Source organism: Blastomonas sp. (genome assembly GCF_030373265.1).
Classification (GTDB): Bacteria; Pseudomonadota; Alphaproteobacteria; order Sphingomonadales; family Sphingomonadaceae; genus Blastomonas.
The window spans coordinates 1-16,547 of record NZ_JAUCZC010000014.1 but is presented as its reverse complement, the minus strand read 5'-3'; the positions used below and the strand labels follow the sequence as shown (position 1 = coordinate 16,547).

Annotated in this window: 14 protein-coding genes and 1 tRNA gene; 11 read left to right on the top strand and 4 right to left on the bottom strand. The window is 63.5% G+C overall.

Translation table 11 applies throughout. The features are described 5' to 3' along the window. Positions 1-35 precede the first annotated feature (35 nt). The 6 genes from QUV11_RS09835 to QUV11_RS09810 all read left to right on the top strand — a co-directional run bounded on the left by QUV11_RS09835 (position 36) and on the right by QUV11_RS09810 (position 5,764). Entirely contained in the window at positions 36-824 is a 789-nt protein-coding gene (locus tag QUV11_RS09835) for a hypothetical protein (protein WP_300882150.1), read from the top strand. Then, positions 821-1,258, top strand: a complete 438-nt coding sequence (locus tag QUV11_RS09830; RefSeq protein ID WP_300882148.1) for a DUF1330 domain-containing protein — start codon at positions 821-823, stop codon at positions 1,256-1,258. Before QUV11_RS09835 ends, QUV11_RS09830 begins: the two co-directional genes overlap by 4 nt. Before the next feature lie 3 nt (positions 1,259-1,261). Beyond that, on the top strand, positions 1,262-2,362 hold the full coding sequence (ychF, locus tag QUV11_RS09825) for a redox-regulated ATPase YchF (protein WP_300882145.1): 1,101 nt from the start codon (positions 1,262-1,264) through the stop codon (positions 2,360-2,362). 101 nt (positions 2,363-2,463) lie between these two features. Continuing rightward, entirely contained in the window at positions 2,464-4,020 is a 1,557-nt protein-coding gene (locus tag QUV11_RS09820; protein WP_300882143.1) for an alkaline phosphatase D family protein, read from the top strand. Continuing rightward, positions 4,017-5,258 (top strand): ectonucleotide pyrophosphatase/phosphodiesterase, encoded by a 1,242-nt coding sequence (locus tag QUV11_RS09815; protein WP_300882141.1) that lies wholly within the window; start codon positions 4,017-4,019, stop codon positions 5,256-5,258. Before QUV11_RS09820 ends, QUV11_RS09815 begins: the two co-directional genes overlap by 4 nt. Before the next feature lie 41 nt (positions 5,259-5,299). Then, positions 5,300-5,764: a MaoC family dehydratase gene (locus QUV11_RS09810; protein ID WP_300882139.1), complete on the top strand. Its 465-nt coding sequence runs from the start codon at positions 5,300-5,302 to the stop codon at positions 5,762-5,764. Positions 5,765-5,776: 12 nt separating this feature from the next. Here QUV11_RS09810 and QUV11_RS09805 read toward each other — a convergent pair whose 3' ends face one another. Both QUV11_RS09805 and mutL read right to left on the bottom strand, forming a co-directional pair. Continuing rightward, positions 5,777-6,289 carry a hypothetical protein gene (locus QUV11_RS09805; RefSeq protein WP_300882138.1) on the bottom strand — a complete coding sequence of 171 codons (513 nt, stop codon included), beginning with the start codon at positions 6,287-6,289 and terminating at the stop codon, positions 5,777-5,779. A 214-nt stretch (positions 6,290-6,503) separates the two neighbouring features. Next, the gene (gene mutL, locus QUV11_RS09800; protein ID WP_300882136.1) at positions 6,504-8,312 is read right to left on the bottom strand and encodes a DNA mismatch repair endonuclease MutL; all 1,809 of its coding nucleotides are present in this window, start codon (positions 8,310-8,312) and stop codon (positions 6,504-6,506) included. Positions 8,313-8,476: 164 nt separating this feature from the next. On the opposite strand from mutL, the gene QUV11_RS09795 reads away from it, so the two are divergent. The 5 genes from QUV11_RS09795 to QUV11_RS09775 all read left to right on the top strand — a co-directional run bounded on the left by QUV11_RS09795 (position 8,477) and on the right by QUV11_RS09775 (position 13,230). After that, positions 8,477-9,520 carry a rod shape-determining protein gene (locus QUV11_RS09795; RefSeq protein WP_289619131.1) on the top strand — a complete coding sequence of 348 codons (1,044 nt, stop codon included), beginning with the start codon at positions 8,477-8,479 and terminating at the stop codon, positions 9,518-9,520. Between the two features lie 13 nt (positions 9,521-9,533). After that, the gene (gene mreC / locus QUV11_RS09790) at positions 9,534-10,529 is read left to right on the top strand and encodes a rod shape-determining protein MreC (RefSeq protein WP_300882134.1); all 996 of its coding nucleotides are present in this window, start codon (positions 9,534-9,536) and stop codon (positions 10,527-10,529) included. Beyond that, positions 10,526-11,041 (top strand): rod shape-determining protein MreD, encoded by a 516-nt coding sequence (gene mreD, locus QUV11_RS09785; protein WP_300882132.1) that lies wholly within the window; start codon positions 10,526-10,528, stop codon positions 11,039-11,041. Before mreC ends, mreD begins: the two co-directional genes overlap by 4 nt. 13 nt (positions 11,042-11,054) lie before the next feature. After that, a complete protein-coding gene (mrdA, locus tag QUV11_RS09780; RefSeq protein ID WP_300882130.1) occupies positions 11,055-12,977 on the top strand; it encodes a penicillin-binding protein 2 in 1,923 nt (640 codons plus the stop codon). A 177-nt stretch (positions 12,978-13,154) separates the two neighbouring features. Further along, a tRNA-Lys gene (locus QUV11_RS09775) sits at positions 13,155-13,230 on the top strand. Between the two features lie 589 nt (positions 13,231-13,819). On the opposite strand, the gene QUV11_RS09770 is transcribed toward QUV11_RS09775, so the two are convergent. Further along, positions 13,820-15,958 carry a hypothetical protein gene (locus QUV11_RS09770; protein WP_300882128.1) on the bottom strand — a complete coding sequence of 713 codons (2,139 nt, stop codon included), beginning with the start codon at positions 15,956-15,958 and terminating at the stop codon, positions 13,820-13,822. A 318-nt stretch (positions 15,959-16,276) separates the two neighbouring features. Continuing rightward, a partial coding sequence (locus QUV11_RS09765) for a hypothetical protein (RefSeq protein ID WP_300882125.1) occupies positions 16,277-16,547 on the bottom strand: 271 nt, incomplete at its 5' end.

Sequence of the window (16,547 nt, the reverse complement as noted above, 5' to 3'; positions counted from 1 at the left end):
ATCGTCGGTTGCTGGCGGCCTTTGCCGCACTCTCCTTGGCCGCCGTCGCTACCGGCGTGCTGACGATGGTGCTGACAGGCATCCCCGCGGTGCGCTGGATCCCCAATATTGCGGCTTGGCTGGTGGGTGGTGTTGCGGCGATTGCCATCGTTCGTACCACGCCCCGACCCCGTATCTGGTTCGCCATCGCCTGTGCCGGCGTCCTGCTGCTCGCCGCCACGCTGGCAGCGCCGGGGCAGATGGATGTGCATCGCTGGATCGCCATCGGCCCTGTGCAGGTCAATATCGCCGCGCTTGTCCTGCCCGCAGTCGTTGTCGCACTGGCGAAACTCGGCTCGGCGCACCGCGCGCCGCCGATCCTCGCGACCGTGCTCATCGCAATCCTGGCGCTGCAGCCCGACGCCTCGCAGGCGATTGCGCTGGCGCTGGCGTGCCTCGCGTGGCTCCTGCCCGCCCGCACGCCGTCCGGCTGGGCCGCCATTGGCAGCATCGGGGGGCTCGCCGGACTGTCGCTGATGCAACCCGATCCGTTGCTGCCGGTGGCGGAGGTCGAGCAGATCATCGGGCTGGCAGGCTCGATCCATGTCGCTCTTTCCGCTGTGGCCCTCACGGCCTTGATAGGGCTTCCGGTGCTTGTCCGCCGCTCCCGCCCCGGCGGTGCAGCAGCCATGTCGCTCGCGATCTATATGGCCGCGATCATCGTCGCCCCCATGTTCGGCTGGTTCCCTGTTCCCCTGGTCGGTGCAGGGATGAGCTTTGTGCTGGGACTTTGGCTCGGCGCGGCCCTGCTGGCGGCAACTTTAAATGGAAGTGAAACGCGATGAGCGATGCTCCCACCTATCTTGATGTGACTCAGACTGCCGGACGCGATTTCATGATGCGCGGGATCACCGGCCCGGTGGTGATGCTCAACCTCCTGCGCTTTCGCCCGGAGGCGAACTATTCCGCCACGCCTGACCTTGCGCCGGACCAGCCGATCAGCGGTCGAGAAGCCTTCCTGCGCTATGTCAAACACACCCTGCCCTTCCTGCACGCCAGCGGCGGCTCGGTCGAGTATCTCGGCGATGGTGGAGCGTGGCTGATCGGGCCAGCGAGTGAACGCTGGGATGCGGTCATGCTGATCCGCCAGGCCAGCGTGGAAGCCTTTATTGCGTGGAACAGCGATGCCGCCTATCTGGCCGGGATTGGCCACCGGACGGCAGCGCTCGAAGATTCGAGATTGCTGCCCACCACGGCACTTACATTCGGCAAGGACTGATCAATGGGTTTCAAATGCGGTATTGTCGGGCTGCCGAACGTCGGCAAGTCCACATTGTTCAACGCGCTCACCGAGACGCAGGCGGCACAGGCGGCGAACTATCCGTTCTGCACGATCGAGCCCAATGTCGGCAACGTCGCTGTCCCCGATCCCCGGCTCGACAAGCTTGCGGCCATCGCCGGCAGCCAGAAGATCATCCCGACCCAGCTCGCGTTCGTCGATATCGCCGGGCTGGTGCGCGGCGCCTCCAAGGGCGAGGGCCTGGGCAACCAGTTCCTCGGCAACATCCGCGAGGTTGACGCCATCGTCCATGTGCTGCGCTGCTTCGAGGATGACGACATCCAGCATGTCGAGAACAAGGTCGATCCGATCTCGGACGCCGAGACGGTCGAGACCGAGCTGCTGCTCTCCGACCTCGAGAGCCTCGAAAAGCGTGTCCCCGGCCTGGTCAAGCGCGGCCAGCAGGGTGACAAGGAATCGAAGATCGGCGCATCGGTGCTCGGCAAGGCGCTGGAGCTGCTGCGCGAAGGCAAGCCGGCCCGGCTGACCGAGCCCGCCGACGAGGAAGAAGCCCGCGTGCTCGCGCAGGCGCAATTGCTGACGTCCAAGCCGGTGCTCTATGTCTGCAATGTCGATGAAGGCAGCGCGGCGCACGGCAACGACTTCAGCGCGCGCGTCTTTGAAAAGGCCAAGGCCGAAGGCGCCGAAGCCGTCGTGGTGTCAGCAGCGATCGAGGCCGAACTGATCACGATGGACATGGACGGCCGGATGGAGTTCCTCGCCGATCTCGGACTCGAGGAAACCGGGCTCGCCCGCGTGATTCGGGCAGGCTACGACCTGCTCCACCTGATCACCTTCTTCACCGTCGGCCCCAAGGAAGCGCGCGCGTGGACGGTCGAGGTCGGGTCAAAGGGTCCGCAAGCCGCAGGCGAGATCCACAGCGATTTCGAACGCGGTTTCATCCGCGCCGAAACCATCGCGTTTGACGATTATATCGCGCTCAACGGCGAATCCGGCGCGCGCGATGCGGGCAAATTGCGGCAGGAAGGCAAGGAATATGTCGTCCAGGATGGCGACGTGCTGCACTTCAAGTTCAATGTCTGATCGGTCGGCCTGCCGCTGATTGGCAGGCTGTCATCGAACTGCCAGACTTGACGCCTACGGGGTGATCAACCGTTGCCCCTTGCCATGAAGGACATCGCCCGATGCTCTCCCGCCGCCTGTTCATCGCCGCCGCTCCGCTCGTCGTGATCGGCGCGCCCGGTATCCTGCGCGCGCAAAGCGTCTTTCGCACCTTTCCGTTCGCACTGGGAATCGCCTCGGGCGACCCTTCTCAGGATGGCTTCGTGATCTGGACGCGGCTGGCGCCCGATCCGCTCGAATTGCACGGCGGAATGGCGATGACCCCGATGGATGTCGAATGGGAGGTCGCGAGCGACGACCGCTTTGCTACCATCGTCGCCAAGGGCACGACCGTGGCGCGGCCCGAGGTCGCGCATTCGGTGCATGTCGAGGTCGCCGGATTGCAAGCCAATCGCCCCTATTGGTACCGCTTCACCGCGGGCGGAGAGCGCAGCTTCTCGGGCCGAGCACGCACCCTGCCCGCCGCCGGGGCCGCGATGGATAAGCTCAAGTTCGGCGTTGTCGGCTGCCAGAATTACGAGGACGGCTTTTTCGGCGCATACAACCATCTGGCGCGCGAGGAGCTCGACTTCGTCTTCCATTATGGCGACTATATCTACGAATGGCGCGGCAGCCCGAGCAGCGCATCGTATTTCACCGGCAGGCTGCAGGTGCCGGTACGCCAGCATGCCGGGCAGTTGCTGTATGACCTGGCCGATTATCGCCAGCGTTATGCGCAGTACAAGACCGACACCGATCTGCAGCGCGCGCACGCCGCGCACAGCTTCTACCCCACCTTCGACGACCACGAGATTGACAACAACTGGGTCGCCGGGATCAGCGGCAGCGGCTCGCCCGCCGAGATGTTCGAACTGCGCCGCGCCGCCGCGCTCCAGGCGTGGTACGAGCATATGCCGGTGCGCAGGGCCAACATGCCGCGCTTCGGCACTGGCACCTTCCATCGCACCGCGCGCTTCGGCAACCTCGCCGAAATCCAGCTGCTCGATACCCGCTCGTATCGCAGTGACCAGGCCTGCGACGATGGCTTCAAGCCGTTGTGCGAAGGCGTCCACGACAAGACCGCGCAGGTCCTGGGCGCCGAGCAGGAGGCCTGGCTCGCCAAGAACCTGTCGAGCAATCAGGCACGCTGGAATTGCCTGGGCCAGCAGATCATGATGATGAGCCTCGACCGGCGCCGCGCCGCCAACGAGGATACCCGCATCGCCAACATGGACAGCTGGGCCGCCTACGAGGTCCCGCGCCAGCGGATGCTCGGCCGGATGGCGGGGTTGGGCAATGTCATCGTGCTCACCGGCGACGAGCATCAGAACTTCGTCGGCGATCTGGTCCACCGCGACAAGGTGGTGGGCACCGAGATCGTATCGACCTCGATCAGCAGCGGCGGTGACGGATCGGACCTGCGCTATGGCAGCGAGCAGATGATGAAGAACAATCCCGAGCTCAAGTTCCTCAACGACCAGCGCGGCTATGTGGTGTGCGAGGTCACCCCCGATGCGTGGCTCAGCCACTTCCAGGTGGTCGATCAGGTCTCGACCCGCAGCAACACGATGAAGCGCCGCGCCACCGCAGAGGTCGCGCATGGCATCCCCGGAGCGAAAATGACAGGATTGTCGGTATGAGCACCTCCTTGCGCGCCTTCGTCGTCCTGTGCTGGGCCGCAGTCCTCGCCATCGCGCTGCCCGCCAGTGCGCAGCAGGCCGAGCGCCCGTCGACGATCCTGATCTCGATCGACGGAATGCGCCCCGATTATCTCGATCGTGGTCTCACCCCCAATCTCAACGCCCTGAAGGCCAAGGGGGTCGCCGCGGCGATGCGCCCGAGCTTCCCGACCAAGACCTTCCCCAACCACTACACCATCGTCACCGGCAAGCGCCCCGATCGCAGCGGCATCGTCGGCAATTCGATGATCGACCCGCGCCGTCCGGGACAGATCTTCAGCATGGGCGACGCCAAGCAGGCGCTCGATCCGTTCTGGTGGATCGAGGCGGAACCGTTGTGGATCACCGCAGAAAAGGCGGGTGTCCGCTCGGCAACGATGTTCTGGCCGGGAAGCGAGGTCGCAAGTGGCGATGCTGCCGCCGGCCCGACCACCCGCCCGCGCGACTGGATGCGGTTTGATCAAAACATCTCCAACGAGCAGCGCGTCAACACCGTGCTCGACTGGATGCGTCGCCCCGCCGACATCCGCCCGCAGCTAATCACGATGTATTTCGATACCGTCGACACCGCCGGACACCGTTTCGGACCCGGCCGCACCCCCGAACTCGATGCCGCGATCTCCGAGGTCGATGCCCGGGTCGGCGAGCTCGTCGCCGGGCTCGCGGCGATGGGGCGCGAGGCCAACATCGTCATCACGGCCGATCACGGCATGGCGCAGACCGCCGAGGACCGCGTCATCCAGCTCGATGACCTCATCGATTCGGCCAGCTACATCGCGGTCGAGATGGGCCCTTATGGCGCGATCGAACCGGTGACCGGAACCGACACCCGCGTGCACGACGCGCTGCTTAAGCCGCACGACCATATGCAGTGCTATCGCAAGGAAGACCTGCCCGCGCGGCTGCACTATGGCAAGAACCCGCGAGTCGCAGCGATCATCTGCCTCGCCGCGCCCGGCTGGACGATCCTCTCGGGCCCGCCGCGCTACCCGGTGACCGGCGGTGCGCATGGCTATGACAATGCCGATCCCGATATGCTGGCGCTGTTCCTAGCGTTCGGCCCGTCGATCAAGCCGACATCTGGCCTGCCGGTGTTCGACAATGTCGATGTCTATCCGCTGGTCGCCCGGCTCGCAGGCTTCGATCCGTTGCCCTCGGATGGCAATGCCGCGAGCCTTGCCGGCATCGTCGCGCGATAATTTGCTTGCAGTTTGAAGGTTGCCAAACGAAACTCATGTTCATGATTTACTTTGAAGACCTTGAGATCGGCGCCACCGCGCGCTTTGGCCGCTATGATGTGACCCGGGAGGAGGTGATCGAGTTCGCCTCCAAATACGATCCGCAGGCGTTTCACCTGAGCGATGAAGCTGCAGCCAAGACCCATTTCGGGCGGCTGTCGGCGAGCGGCTGGCACACCTGCGCGATGACCATGGCGATGCTGGTGGAGAACATGAAGACCAGCCGTCAGGCGGGTCTGGGGTCGCCGGGCATGGACAATCTGCGCTGGGTGAAGCCGGTCTTTCCCGGCGATACGCTGCGCGTCGAGACCACGATCATCGAAAAGCGCCGGTCCAAGAACCGCCCGGACATGGGGCTGTTCAAGTCCGACCTCACGATCTTCAACCAGAATGACGAGCCGGTGATGACCATGCGCAGCAACGGCCTGATCAAGGTGCGCAACCCCGATGCGCCAATCGAGGACTGAGCGCGCCAAGCCTCAGTTGCAGAGCCAGAACCCGTCGCGATAGGTGAACGCCGGGCCATCGGCATCGGTGACCTGCATCGTGGCTGCACGGCCCAGCGTCGGGGTGTCACTGGCGGACACCGTCAACGTGACACCGTCGCCGGCAAAGCTGCCGCCGCTCGGCGCGACCGTGGTGGTTGCAGCGACATCGACCTGCCTGCCACCGACCGAGATGATCCCCTTGCCCCCTGCGAGGCTCGCCACCAGCACCGGCAGCGCGCCCTTGCTGGGGCTGAACCGGCACGATCCGCTCACCAGCCCCGCCTCGCTTATGGCGCTCGACAGCAGAGGCTCAAGCTTCGCCCCCTCGGCATCGACCGCCTGCCCGCCAGTAACCGGTGCAGGCGTAGCGCCCCCCGCCGAGGCAGAAACCGTGCCCTGCTGGGCCGCACCGTCGCCATCGAGAGTCCCCAGGGTATCATCGGCAGGCTTCTGGCTACCGCACGCGGCGAGCAGGGCGAGTGGGAACAGAAAGGCGACGCGCATGGGGAATGCTCCGGGAATGGGGATGATGGCTGGCGTATAACGGGATGATGGGCGGGGTTAAAGGCGATTGCCTTTCCCCTACCGCTTGCGGGAGGGGTGACTGAGGCGCAGCCGAAGTCGGGGTGGGCCTGCACAGACAATTGTGCTCCCGGCCCACCCCGGTTCAGCAAGCTGAACCTGCCCCTCCCGCAAGCGGTAGGGGAAAGACGTCCACTCACTTCCGCCCGAACAACCGCTCGATATCGCCATGCGCGAGCTTGACCCAGGTCGGGCGGCCATGGTTGCACTGGCCCGAGTGCGGGGTGATTTCCATCTCGCGCAACAGCGCGTTCATCTCGGCGACCGAGAGCACGCGGCCTGCCCGCACCGATCCGTGGCACGCCATGGTCGAGGCGACGAGATCAAGCCGTTCCTTGAGCGACAAGGCCGCGTCGAAGGCGCCCAGTTCATCCGCGATGTCCTGGACCAGCCCGTGCACATCGCCGCCGCCGAGCATCGCGGGGACCGCGCGCACCAGCACCGCCGCCGGGCCGAAGCGTTCGACCTCGAGCCCGAAGTCGGCAAGCTCGGCTGCACGCTCCTCGATCCGGTCGCAGGCGGTCTCGTCGAGCTCGACCACTTCGGGGATCAAAAGCGCCTGTGCAGCAACCCGCCCGCCGTCCGCTGCCTTACGCATCCGCTCGAGCACCAGCCGTTCGTGCGCCGCATGCTGGTCGACGATTACCAGCCCGTCCTCGGCCTCGGCGACGATATAGGTCTTGGCGATTTGCCCGCGCGCGATGCCCAAAGGATAGCGCTCGGCCATCGGCACCGGGGCGTAGGACGGCTCGGCGCGGCCCATCGGCGCGGCCGCGATATAGGGCTGGCTGCGTTCGGCGACGCCGCTCGCTATCTCCGCTGCTGCGAGCCATGCCGGCTCCTGCGCAGGCGCCAGCGCCATGGCCGGGGCCGCGCTGAACATGTCGCGCTCTGGCGGCGGCGGAGCAGCCTCGCTCTGCCAGCGCGACAGCGCACCTTCTGCGGGGCGTTGCACCGCGCGGAAACCGCCCTCGTCGAGCGCGCGCCTGAGCCCCGAGACGATCATCCCGCGCACCATCGCGGCGTCGCGGAAGCGCACTTCCGTCTTCGCCGGATGCACGTTGACGTCGACATCCTGCGGGACCACGTCGAGGAACAGCGCCACCACCGGGTGCCGGTCGCGCGCCAGCATCTCGGCATAGGCCGCGCGCACCGCTCCGACCAGCAGCCGGTCGCGCACAGGCCGAGAGTTGACGAACAGGAACTGGTGATCGGCCACGCCGCGGTTGTAGGTCGGCAGTCCCGCCACCCCGGTCAGCCGAACGCCTTCGCGCTCGAAATCGAGCAGCACCGCATTGTCGGCAAGACCGCGCGCGGTGAGCGAGGCGATGCGAGTCAACCTCGCCTCCCCCGCCTGCACCGAAAACACCCGCCGCCCATCCGATTCGAGCGAAAACGCAATATCGGGCCGGGCCATCGCCAGACGCTTCACCACATCGATGCACGCGGCATATTCGCTGCGCGCAGACCGCAAAAACTTGCGCCGTGCGGGGACATTGCCAAACAGCCTGTCCATCCGGATACGGGTGCCCGGCGGCAGCGAGGCAGGACCATCCTCGACGACGTCGCCATGATCGACCACGCGCCGCCAGCCATCGCCATCTCCGGTCCGGCTGGCGATCGACAGCCGCGCCACGCTGGCAATGCTGGGCAGTGCCTCGCCACGAAACCCCAGCGTCGACACCAGCTCGATCGCATCGTCGGGCAGCTTCGAGGTCGCGTGCCGCTCGAGCGCGAGCGCGATATCGTCGGCGCTCATCCCGCAGCCGTTGTCGATGACCTCAAGCCCGCCCAGGCCGCCGTCCTCCAGCGATATGGCGATCCGGTCCGCGCCTGCATCGATCGCGTTTTCGACCAGTTCTTTTAACGCACTGGCCGGTCTTTCCACCACTTCGCCTGCAGCGATCCGGTTTATCAGTGCGTTTGGAAGCCTTCGTATTGACATGACCCCGGTCCTAGCCCAAGCGCGGCTTGGACGCGACTCCCGAGTTCCCCGCATTTCCATGCTTGGTCTGGCCGGGCCTCTCGGATTAGCCTCCGCCCTGGGAAAATCACGCGCATATCTGGCTGGAACGCCACTTTCACCATCTTGAAATTTGGAAAGTCTGCATGTCGTTCATCTCCAAACTTTTCCGGTTCGGCTCGCACAACATGGCGATCGATCTGGGTACCGCGAACACGCTCGTTTATGTGCAGGATCAGGGCATCGTCTTGAACGAGCCGTCGGTGGTGGCGCTGGAGACGATAAACGGCATCAAGCGAGTCAAGGCGGTGGGCGTCGATGCCAAGATGATGATGGGCAAGACCCCGGATTCGATCGAAGCGATCCGCCCCTTGCGTGACGGCGTGATCGCCGACATCGAAGTCGCCGAGCACATGATCAAGTATTTCATCCAGAAGGTGCACGGCAAGCGAAGCATGTTCAGCTATCCCGAGATCGTGATCTGCGTGCCCTCGGGATCGACCTCGGTCGAGCGCCGCGCGATCCGCGATGCGGCATCGAATGCGGGTGCGAGCCAGGTGCTGCTGATCGTCGAGCCGATGGCGGCGGCGATCGGTGCCGACATGCCGGTGACCGAGCCGATCGGATCGATGGTCGTCGATATCGGCGGCGGCACCACCGAAGTGGCAGTCCTCTCGCTGCGTGGCCTGGCCTACACCACCTCGGTGCGCACTGGCGGCGACAAGATGGACGAGGCGATCGTCTCGTACGTCCGTCGTCACCACAATCTGCTGATCGGTGAAACCACGGCCGAGCGCATCAAGAAGGACTTCGGCGTCGCCGTCGCCCCTGCAGACGGCATCGGCCACACCATCCAGATCAAGGGCCGTGACCTCGTTAACGGCATCCCCAAGGAAATCTCGATCAACCAGGGCCAGATCGCCGAAGCATTGTCCGAGCCGATCAGCACGATCGTCGAGGGCGTGCGCATCGCGCTGGAAAACACCGCGCCCGAGCTCGCCGCCGATATCGTCGACCAGGGCATCGTGCTCACCGGCGGCGGCGCGCTGATCCAGGGGCTCGACGCGCACCTTCGCGAGGAAACGGGCTTGCCCGTCTCGGTCGCGGAGGATCCGCTGACCTGCGTCGCAATCGGCACCGGCCGCGCCATGGAAGATCCGATCTTCCGGGGCGTGCTGATGACCGCCTAAGGGCAATCACAGCATGGCGCCGCCCCGCAAACGGCGCCCCGGGTTCTCCCGCAAGGCGCAACTGCAAATCTTCACCGGCTATCTGCTGGCCTTTACAGGTGCGTTCGCCGGGCTGCTTCTCCTAGCTCTCTCCTATTTCGATCCTGCAGCCTTTTCGGCTGTGCGCAGCATCGCGGCCGAAGTGGCCGCTCCCCCGGCGCGACTGCTCACCGGCGTTCGCGTCAGCACGCAGAGCAGCTGGCGTGAAGTGTCCGCCTATTTCGAGGCAGGCTCCAAGAACGCCCGGCTGGAGCGGGAAGTCGAGCGCAACCGTGTCCGCCTTATCGAGGCGCGAGCGCTCAAGCAGGAAAATCGCGAGCTGCGTCGTCTGCTTGGCCTGATCAAGCAGGAAGGCAGGCCGGTTGCGACCGCGCGGCTGATCAACTCCAGCGCCTCGAGCAGCCGTCGCTATGCCACCATCGACGTGGGGTCGCGGCAGGGAGTCCAGCGCAGCCAGCCGGTTCGGGCGCAGCGCGGCCTGATCGGCAGAGTGCTGGAAACCGGACCCAACACCGCGCGGGTGCTGCTGCTGAGCGATGCCGAAAACGTCGTTCCAGTGCGACGCGCGCGCGACGGCGTGGTCGCCTTCTCGCAGGGTCGCGGTGATGGGCGTGTCGACATCAAGCTGATCGATATCGGCATCAACCCCTTCAAGGTCGGCGATGTCATGGTCACGTCGGGCAATGGCGGCGTCTATCCGCCCAATGTTCCGGTCGCGATCATCGAGCGGCTGACCAGCGATGGCGCGATCGGCAAGTTGCTCGCCAACCCCGCCGGAACCGATTTCGTGATCGTGCAGGAAATGTACGAGCCCGAGCTGGCCGATCCGGACACGGGCACGTTGCCGCCGGTGTCGGTCGCGCCGGCCAGCACTGCGCCAGCACGCCGCGCCGAACCGGCCGCGACACCCGCGCCGGCAAGCGAAGCGCCGCTACCGCCCGGCACGGCCGCGGATACCCCGCGACCATGAATGCCCCCTATCGCGCCCGGCTGAACCGCGAGCCATCGTCTTTCCGCAAGGCGGTGGTGCCGATTGCATCGGTGCTGCTCGGGTCGATGACGCCCCTGCTGCCGCTGGTGGTATCCGCACCGGTGCTGCCGCCTTTCGGGCTGATGGTCCTGATATCCTGGCAAATCCTGCGGCCCGGATTATGGCCGGTATGGGCCGGCATGCCGTTCGGCGTGTTTGACGACATTGTCGGCGGCCAGCCCGTGGGCAGCGCGGTGCTGTTGTGGTCGGTCATCCTGATCGGCATCGATCTGATCGACCAGCGCTATATCTGGCGGAATTACTGGCAGGACTGGTTCATTGCCGCCGTCTCGATTATTGTCGCCCTGGCAGGAGGCCTTGCCATCAACAATTTTCTCGTCAACGACATCCGCCTTTCGGTGCTGTATCCCCAGATGATCCTGGCCATCTTCACATTTCCGCTGGTGTTGCGCCTCGTGGCGCGACTCGACCGCGTCCGCCTCAAGCGGTGATGGCGGGACGGGCATGAAACGACCAGGCAAGCTGATCACGCGCAGTTCGCTGAACATGACGTTCAGCCGCCGCACCGCGCTGATCGGAGGAGCACAAGGGTTGATCGGCGTGATCCTGGCGTCGCGCATGGCCTATGTCTCGGTCGTCGAGAACGAGCGCTACAAGATGCTCTCCGAGAGCAACCGCGTGAACCTGACGCTGATCCCGCCCCGGCGCGGCTGGATCATCGACCGCAACGGCAAGCCGCTCGCCAACAACAAGGCGGATTTCCGGGTCGATCTCATCCCGCAGCGGGTCCGGGACGTCGAAGCCACCATCGGCCAGCTGCGCGATATTCTGAAGATGGAGCCCGACAAGGTCGAGGACCTCCGCGTCGCGATGAAGGATGCACGCGGCCTGCAGCCGGTACCGGTCGCCGCGGGACTAAGCTACGAGGATTTTGCCACGCTGTCGGTGCGCCTGCCCGATCTGCCGGGTGTCGCGCCGCAGCGCGGTTTCTCGCGGCAATATCCTACCGGAGCCGCTGTCGGCCATCTGCTGGGCTATGTCGGCATCGTCAATGCCGAGGAGTATGAGCAGAACAAGAACCCATTGCTGATCACCCCGGGGTTCAAGATCGGCAAGGACGGGCTTGAGAAATATTTCGAACCGCAACTGCAGGGCAAGCCAGGCGCACGCAAGGTCGAGGTAACCGCACGGGGCAAGATCGTGCGCGAACTGGGCGTGCAGGAGGACGTCCCCGGCAAGCCGCTGCAGTTGACCATAGACGGCGGCCTGCAGGACTATGTCGCGCGGCGGCTGGGGCGGGAATCGGGCGCAGCGGTGGTGATCGACTGCCAGACCGGTGGCATCCTCGCCTTTTCCTCGATGCCGTGCTTCGATCCCAACAGCTTTTCGGACGGCATCGGCCGGCTGGAATATGCCATGCTGTCGCAGGACGAACGCGTCCCTCTGCTCAACAAGGCGACACGCGGGCTGTATCCCCCCGGATCGACGCTCAAGCCGATGGCGGCGATTGCATGCCTGCAGCACGGGGTCGACCCGGAAGAAACGGTGAACTGCCCGGGCGGTTACCGTCTCGGCAACCGCTTCTACCAGTGTCTGGGGCGGCACGGGCCGGTCAACATGACTCGCGCGATCGAGAAGAGCTGCAACACCTATTTCTACGCGCAGGCGCACCGGCTGGGATATGACAAGATCGCCATGGTGGCGCGCGAGCTGGGACTGGGCGAGGATTTCGACCTCGCCGGCGCCAACCAGCGCTACGGCACCATCCCCGACAGCGAATGGAAACAGCGCAAGTACAAGCAGGCGTGGACCGCATCGGATTCGCTCAACGCGGTGATCGGTCAGGGCTATGTCATCGCCAATCCGTTGCAACTGGCGGTCATGACCGCGCGCATCGCCTCGGGCCGCAAGCTCTATCCGCATTTCATCCCGAACGACAAGGTCGCCCCCACCCTGCCCTATGCGCCAGAGCATCTCGCCATCGCCCAGCTCGGCATGGCGCAGGTCGTCAGCCAGGGGACCGCAGCGCGCAGCAAGCTGCCGCTGGAAGGCATTGCCATGGCGGGCAAGACCGGCACTGCGCAGGTGCGTGGCCTGGGATCGGGCACCAGAGGCGGCGCAGGCGTGCCGTGGAAGTACCGCGACCATGGTCTGTTCATAGGCTTTGCTCCGGTCGACAAGCCGCTGTATGCGACCGCGGTGGTGATCGAGCATGGCCTTGGCGGATCGCGTGCCGCAGCGCCGGTCGCCAAGGATTTCATGACCTATATGTTCGATCCGCAAAAGGCGATGGACAGTCTGCTCGCGCTCGAGGCCGGATGGGGCGGCAACATTTCGGACCGGATGGCGTCGGAATTCGCCGCTTTCCGAGCCCGGAGCGAAAACCCCACCGCCCAGACGCCGCCCTCCTCCGAGGCGGCAGACTGAAATCGCGCAAGCCACGGCCAAGCGATGCGCCATGCCCGCATGGGCAACGCGCTTTTGCCATCCAATCCGCACAAAATTGCCCCTAGAGGCACAAAAGCCCTTTTCATCCCCGCGCAATCTTTTATAGGCAGCGCTCTTCCCGGCGGCGGCTGATTCGAAACCCCGCTGCCACGGAGTGGACGCATAGCTCAGTTGGTAGAGCAGCTGACTCTTAATCAGCGGGTCCTTGGTTCGAGCCCAAGTGCGTCCACCATTTTCCTCATAATAACAAAGAGTTAAAAGCGGTCGATTTTGGCTGCTTTGACCACCTCAAGCTCTAGGTAACGCCCTAGGTAACAATTGGGTCAGTGCATTCTTTGGTCGGATGGCCGTTTGAATCTCGACAACAACCTTGCGGGGCCTCAACGAGACTTCGAATCAGCACGCCGGCTATCTTGGCAATTTGGCGGTCAATTCCATGAAGGGTGTCGGGCGACGAACTTGGGTTCACTACCATGCGTTACCCGAACGTGCGATGTCGGCTGTCGACGCGACATGCGCCGCTCGATAGCCAAGCGTTCGAAGGCAGGTCCTGCTGAAACCTACCGTTCGCACAATCGTCCGCATGCCGACAGCAACGGGCCCTCACCACGGTCATTAATAGGCCGCCGGCTGCATCCGTAAGCCCGCATGTTTTCATACAACAAGGACAATCATGACCGCAATGCGACATCCCCGGTCGTTACTTTCGCCTAGTCTAATCTCGCACCCCCAGATGCATTGCGATCCCAAGCCGGCACCTTAATCGGAGCGCCTCGCGCTCGTTTGCGATACGGATACGCCGCGTCGACGCGCGCGCTAGATCATGCCTTACCGTAGCTTTCGGACATGATCGCGATCAGCCGCTCCGGATCCAGCGCGTACGAGTCAAAAACCAGTCGCTTAGCCCCAAGATCGAACTCGAGCCGCACAGGCTCAAGCGCAGCAAGCTGCTTGGCGGCTACCGAGTCCGCACCAAGATAGGTGGTCAAATCGCCGGTCGAGAACTCAGTATTCGCCCAAAAACGAAGATCGTGTCCATCCCCGCCCATGGTGCCGTTCCGCAAGACATTGATAAGCTCATGGGCCTGGCGAACGGGATGGCCGTTGAACCGCGCGCCATGGAAGATCCGGTTGGCGATGATGATGCCGGTATGGACTTGATCGGTCGGCGGCACATCCCACCCGAGTTTAGCGAACAAACCGGCCTGGTGGTGCGCTTGCCGGAATAGCTCACCGCGTACATCGAGTTGATCGCGTCCTTCGCGGATCGCATCGAAACTGTTCCGCATCTCGTGGGGGGAGCAAGGATGATATGCGTTCTTGCACTCGAACAAGAATAGCGCGTTATCGCGCCATGCGACGATGTCGAGTTCGACCGACTTGCCACCGGCTCGGATTTTGAAATCAGAGCGGACCTTGAAGCCGGCGGACGCGAAGGCCTCGATGACTGCCTTCATCATGGGATCGCCCAAGGCCAGGGCGAACGAGCGCAGCTTGTTCGACACGGTGACATTGCGGGCCAAGTTCGAGGCAGCCAGAACGTGCGGCGCGATCACATAATAGGATCCGAGATCGACCAAGGGCGTATATTGGAGGTCAAGATGGGGTGCCTCCCATTTTAAGGCGAGCAAATCGATGATCGCGCGCGACGTGGCTTCGTCGGCAAAGATGAGTTGCATTTGTTCGAAGAACCGGTCGTGAGGCACAACTGGGATCGTAGATGTAAACGTCAGGTAGGCACGGTCGGCCTCTTCCGACACGGCCTCCAACTTTCGCTGATATAGGCAGCTGATGAAGTTAAAATAACGCTGCACCTTGAGCAGATCCATCATGGTGACATGAGGTGCGATCTGCTCATTTGGGTCATGATCGCCATAGACGTCTGCATCGATCACCAGAAGGCTCTCGAGCTCGTCGCGGAACAATTCGTCTGTCCGGAAGATCTGAAAAATCTGTGGGGCAGTCGGTAGAAACAGCCGGAACCGCCTAACTGGAAAATCAACAAGCTCGACAAGCCGATCGAAGGCACCCCTCTCGAAACCCTTTTCAATGAAGTTGCGAACCGAGAGCGCCGCACTGGCCCCATTGAGGTGTCGCGCTCGGATCGCGACTTGATTCTGGCCCTGAATATAGCCCAGCCGGATGGATTTTTCGATGTCGGGGTCGACCGAGGCCACACGTACGACACCGCGGTCGACACGGGCCTGGAACGGGAGGCCGTCGATCATCTCTTCTGCATCCTTGAACTTCGTCAGGCGGACTGCCGCGACGAAAAGCCGCTCGTAGCTCGATGTAGCGCCAGTGACGCCTTTGGCATCAATGTGGTTGCAGCAATGATCGTGGATTGGAAAGATCCGACCATAGATCATGAATATCAGTGACGCCGCGTCGGAAAGGTCCTCAATGCTGTACCGATCCATCTTCAGGGAGCTGAGTGACATATCCGAGAGACTGTGATTGTAGAACCGGCTGTTCACCACAGCGAGGACGGTCTTGAGCGCAATATCTTCACGGGTCTCGAGGATTTTTACGATGCGATCGTAGAGAGACTTCGCGCTCGGCGCGAGCTTGGTCAAAGCGAGGATTGACGTGAGATAGTCGAAACGCTCGTCGCGCGCCATCACCAGCGGACGCATGTCGAGCGCCGCTCGGGCGATGTTGGCGATCAGCTGGCCACGATAGTCATATTTCGACGCGCGCAGCATTCCCTTACGCCGCATCCTGCTAATCGCAACGTCGCCGTCAGCAAACACCGCAGCCAGAGCAGTGGCGAGTGCCTCAGACTTCCGGTCAGCTTCCAGATGTGCCGGCAGCGCGTCGACCAGCGCTTTGACATCCCTATCCAGCGTCGCCGAAGGCTGCGGCCGATCGAGCTGTTTGAGCACCGCGATCATCGCCGCCGGCGACCGTTTCGCTAGCAAGGTTGCAACGATCGTTTGGAGTGAATGCAGGGGAGCCATGCCAGCGCTTATCCTTCCGGTTCGGCTGTCGCCGGGCCGCCGACTTCGTGTTTACCCCGTTCACGCGTCATCTGCTCGACTTCGCGAACAACGCGGCGCTGCTCCCATGTCATGGCCTGCCGGAGTCGGCGCTGCTCGATTGCGATACGCGCCGCACAGGGCGCCCTTCCCCTCAGCTGATATACTTCGATGTTCATACCTGCCCATAGCCCAGATTGCTCGCGTCACAGAGCGTGAACGAAGGATCGGTGGCCGATAGGGTGGCAGCATCGACCAACTGCCCGAAGAAACCAAAAGGCCCGCCGGTGGGGCGGGCCTTTAGATGGTTACAATCGCTGCTACGATGAGAGTGGGCAGAAGCCCGTGCAGTCTCGAATGGGTGTAACGACCGACAGCTTTGATGTATTCAGTGATCTTTTTCATAGGCTTTCTCCCGATTTTAATGAGTTCTTCGATTGAGAGATGAAGAAGGCTATGACCAAGGATGTGAGTGATCCAAACTCCGATATGTGCGATTGCCCCTCCACTAGGGAACTGAACCGCACCGGGATTGTCGGAGGCTCCAACTCTTGAGTAGATGGAGCCGTTA